This window comes from Caldisericota bacterium, assembly GCA_034717215.1.
GTDB lineage: Bacteria > Caldisericota > Caldisericia > Caldisericales > Caldisericaceae > UBA646.
Genome location: JAYELD010000162.1, coordinates 1 through 4340, shown reverse-complemented (window position 1 = coordinate 4340; position 4340 = coordinate 1). Strand labels below are relative to the sequence as shown.

Sequence of the window (4340 nt, the reverse complement as noted above, 5' to 3'; positions counted from 1 at the left end):
GGGTGTATCAGTTGGATTGTTTGATGTTTATAAGACGCCACTGGGGATTGTTAAAGTTTCCAAAACCACAAAAAAACTTCTTTCGGAAGAGGATTTTCACTTTATTTTAGAAGCTCATCTTGAAGAACATTCTCTTGAAGTACAGCTGCCATTTTTGCAGGTAGCTCTACCTCATTTTGAAATAGTCCCCATTATTACCGGTGATGCATCTCCTAATTATTTAGGGACGACTCTTGCTAATTATGCTCCTGAAAATTCTATTTTTCTTGTAAGTTCCGATTTAAGTCATTACCATTCCTATAAAGTGGCAAGGGATATCGATAGTCATTGTAATGATGCTGTGAAAAATCTTAACCTAAAAGAGCTTGCAATTTGTGAAGCGTGTGGGAAAGTTGGAATTGGTACAGCAATATATCTTGCCAGGAAAAATAAGTGGAAGAGCAAAGTACTTCATTATGCAACAAGTGGAGATGTTGCGGGTTCAAAAACACAGGTAGTGGGATATGGCGCTTATGTTTTCTATAAAGGGTGACAATTATGGAGATGCAGCTTAAAAAAGACCTTTTGAAAGTTGCAAGGGATGCTATAAAGAATTATCTGGACCGCAAGGAAAAAATTGTTGTTTCAGAAGATGATTTTCCAGATCCTGAATCCTGGGAAGATAGAGGTACTTTTGTAACGCTCACAATAAATGGAAAGCTAAGAGGCTGCATTGGAACGATTGTGCCTGTTCGTCCTCTGATTCTCGATGTGATAGACAATGCAATTAATGCTGCATTTAGAGATCCACGTTTTTATCCACTTGCAAGAGAAGAATTTTTTATAGTAAATATTGAATTGTCGATTCTTACCATTCCCACGCAATTAAAATTTTCCTCTTCCAAGGAATTACTCAACAAGGTTAGACCTAATATTGATGGAGTGATTATACGAAGAGGCCCGTATCAGGCAACCTTTTTACCTCAGGTATGGGATGAGCTGCCCGACAAGGAAGCATTTTTTAAACATCTGTGCTTAAAAGCAGGATTAAGTGAGGATTGTTTTCAAATGGACGGGTTAGAAGTTTATATTTACCACGTAGACTCCTTTCCAGAAGAAGATTTTAAATAAGTGGATAGGTTATTGTAACTTTCCTTTCTTTAGCATCCCACTCTACACTGCCAACAATATTTTCTATTATAAAGCGCAGCGGCAGATAAGTTCTCGAATTAATGATAAGCGGGTAAACATTTTCATTTTCATCTATTCGTACCTCTTTCTCGTTTACTATTGCTATATTATTTCCTATAAATAGATGGATCTCTGCGCCATTTATAAATATTGTCACTTCTTTATTTTCAGCTTCATAGAGAATCTTTCCACCAAGTGATTCTATAATAGCTCTTATTGGGAGAAAGGTTCGCTCGTTTTTAATAATTGGGGCGGTGTCAATATTTTTTTTTGTAGAGTTGACGTAGATGTACTTTTTGCCGATAAAGAGCTGTAATATTGTTGGTGGAAGCGGTGAATAAGCTATTACAATATTTTTTACCGTTTTATTCCCAGCTTCATCTTCTGCTATTGCCTCTATAATATTCTTTCCAATATTTAGTTTTATGTAATCTGAATATTCTGTGTTGTCACATTTTTTTTCATTTACGTAGAGATTTATTGCATCAATTGCTTGAAGGTTTATTTTGATAAAGACATTTGGCGTTACTCTTGGTGTTGTGCTCGATAAAATTTCTGGCGGTATTCTGTCTAACGTTACAACAAATGAATCTTCTGTTAGATTTCCGGCTGTGTCGGTACAGCTGATTTGTATCTCATTCTCTCCATCCTCAAGGTGATAATCAATGGAAAAATTACCTTCCGTGTCGAAATTTACAGCTTGGCCGTTTATTTGAAGTGATTCTACCGAGGTGTTGTCCAACACTTTTCCCTTCAACAGTATAGGCGTGCTATTAACAAGTTTGGGTTTGTTGACCAAAAGTTCTGGTGGTTCAAAATCAGTCTTTGTAAGTTCTAAACTTATTTCTGTGTCGTTTGCAACTTCAATATCATTTTCTATCAGTTCAAATCCATTTTTTTCTAGAGCTATGTGATGAAGTCCTGGTGCTACTAAAATAGAGAGTGGCGTAATGTATTCCGTTTTTTCATTATTTAAGCAAAGTGATGCTCCTTGTGGTGTCGTCCCTATGGTTAAAAGGAATTTTCCGCTCGAATATGGTTTAGTTAATAAAACCGGGAGTATATCAGTGTTTAGCTCGATTGGCTGACTAGTCCCGATGCATTTTAACACGACTTGAAAACTGCTCATATTATTTAATGTCTTATCTGTTTCTGAAATTAAATGATATTTTATAAATTTTTCCTCATTCATAATGAACTTTTCTTGGATAATTGTTCCATCGCTGTCTAATAGTTCTTCTTTTAGAGTAAAATATGGAATATCCACTGTTTTATTTGATACCGATATTTTAATATTCTCTTCATCTATTTTTATTGTGGTGGCAAGCTTTACCGGGATCACTTCTATCTCTATTATTTCGCCAAAAAGTTCTTCATTGTTTGTGAGTAACTGCATATGGATTTTAATGCTATTGATTAGTGGTGGAACCTGAATATAAAATGTAGTAAATTCTCCATTCTCTATATTATTTTCGAGCTTAGAGGAAATAATGTCTATATTTTTTGGAGACAGAATTGTTGTAAGAGAAAGCCCCTTTTCCCACATGATCTCTCCATTATTAAACACTTTTATCGGCAGGGTCGAAGCAGTTTCTTCTGGCACATAAAAAGAAATGTTTTTTTCGGAAAATTTAGAATAAAGTTTTTGACTCATGCCAAACCATCGCGTGTATACTTTAAAAAATAGGTAATTTCCTCCGATATATACGCCATTATCCTGGTAATAACCGCCAATGTATGGAGTGTAGAGGTATAGAGCAGTGGTCGCCGTATTTTCTGGGATAACTACATTTTCAATGTATTTGTGATTATCGAGAGTTTTATGAGGGGCGCCTACTTCCCATCCATATTCGCTTGCTTTAATATCAAAGGCATACCTTAAAAGGTTTGTTCCATTATCGACCTGCGTGGCAAAAGTAGATGGTTTGTGATACCCCATCGCATAATCCAATGCATGCTGGTTGTAAGTAGTTGCTGCGATTAAGCTCTCTTCTTTTTGTATTGTGGCTATGATGACCTTTGGATTTATTTTGTATTTTTGAGCTGCGTTAAAAATTATTTGCGCTGCTGTTTCTCCATTTTCTTGATAAAAAGGAAGGACAGTCCCCTGTTGGAAAAGAAAATTATTTATCTCGACGAGATTCATGCTATTAAAGTCAATAAAATCCTCGTTGCTGATAAGAAAATTTTTATTAAAAGCAAGAGTTTCGCCGAAAATTTTGGGAATGTATGCAAAAAAAAGAAACAACAAAAGTAATATCACACAAATTTTTTTCATCTATTTGTATGTATCAGGATCTTTAAAAAATATTGCAGCTATAAACATAAGCGCCATTGGAATAATTCCAAAAAAGACGATTGCAGATGTAATGCCACGGGTAAGTGCTCCAAGCTCTGGCAAAATAAAACCCCCCAGATTGGCAGCGATGAGAACTATTCCACTGCTAACTCCAGCATATGTAACACCAATTTTTGAATATGCGCTTGGAAGGTGTACTCCTAAGGGATACATGGGAAAAAGCGCAAAACCCAATATGATGCCATTTATGACAAATGCACCGAGCCCGGAAAGTCTGGGTATAAGAAGCAGCATAATTATGCAAATTATAGGAAGGGTTACAAGAAACACCTTTACTTTTTTTATGTGGTGACTTATATTAGGTACCGTTATTGCTCCTATAAGACATCCAAGAAGAATCATGCTATGTACAATTCCTGCCTGGGTTGGCGTGACACCTTTGAATTTTGTAAGAATTGCTGGATACCAGCCTGCAAGCCAAGCAAAAACGCCTATATCTAGAAAGGCAATAATCATAAGTGGAGTCATTGCTTTTTCGGATAGCACAACTTTTAGGCTTTGAGCAAATGACGGTCTTTTCGGTGCTTTCATCTGTTCTGTAAATTCTTGCATTCTTATTACAATTATATAAAGAATTGCGGCAACTGCCGTAATTACCCCGTATACAAGTAATATGTTAAAGAATCCAAACTTCTTTACCAGTGGGTATGTAATAAGATATGTGATAATTTGGCCCAGAGTAAGTGAAGCGGTAAAACCTGCAACGCGAGAGGCTGCTTTTTCTTTTTTAAATAATTTATAAGTAAGTGGAGCCCAAGATGTGAAGCAGAAAACAGCACTTATCGCAAAAATAATCTGGATTGTTAACAGA

General features: G+C 36.0%; 4 protein-coding genes. 2 read left to right on the top strand and 2 right to left on the bottom strand.

All coding sequences use genetic code 11. The features are described from left to right. Together amrB and amrA are read left to right on the top strand one after the other, a co-directional pair. Positions 1–532 (top strand): AmmeMemoRadiSam system protein B (gene amrB / locus U9Q18_06770; protein MEA3314061.1); only part of this gene is annotated, 532 nt, incomplete at its 5' end. Positions 533–537: 5 nt separating this feature from the next. Further along, a complete protein-coding gene (gene amrA / locus U9Q18_06765) occupies positions 538–1110 on the top strand; it encodes an AmmeMemoRadiSam system protein A (GenBank protein MEA3314060.1) in 573 nt (190 codons plus the stop codon). On the opposite strand, the gene U9Q18_06760 is transcribed toward amrA, so the two are convergent. Both U9Q18_06760 and U9Q18_06755 read right to left on the bottom strand, forming a co-directional pair. Further along, positions 1103–3448 carry a stalk domain-containing protein gene (locus U9Q18_06760; protein MEA3314059.1) on the bottom strand — a complete coding sequence of 782 codons (2346 nt, stop codon included), beginning with the start codon at positions 3446–3448 and terminating at the stop codon, positions 1103–1105. The two genes, amrA and U9Q18_06760, sit on opposite strands and share 8 nt — an antisense overlap. Next, on the bottom strand, positions 3449–4340 hold an 892-nt coding region (locus U9Q18_06755), incomplete at its 5' end, for an MFS transporter (protein MEA3314058.1).

Coding starts and splice junctions, on each gene's coding strand:
- amrA (MEA3314060.1), top strand. CDS start 538: ATGGAGATGCAGCTTAAAAAAGACCTTTTGAAAGTTGCAAGGGATGCT.
- U9Q18_06760 (MEA3314059.1), bottom strand. CDS start 3,448: ATGAAAAAAATTTGTGTGATATTACTTTTGTTGTTTCTTTTTTTTGCA.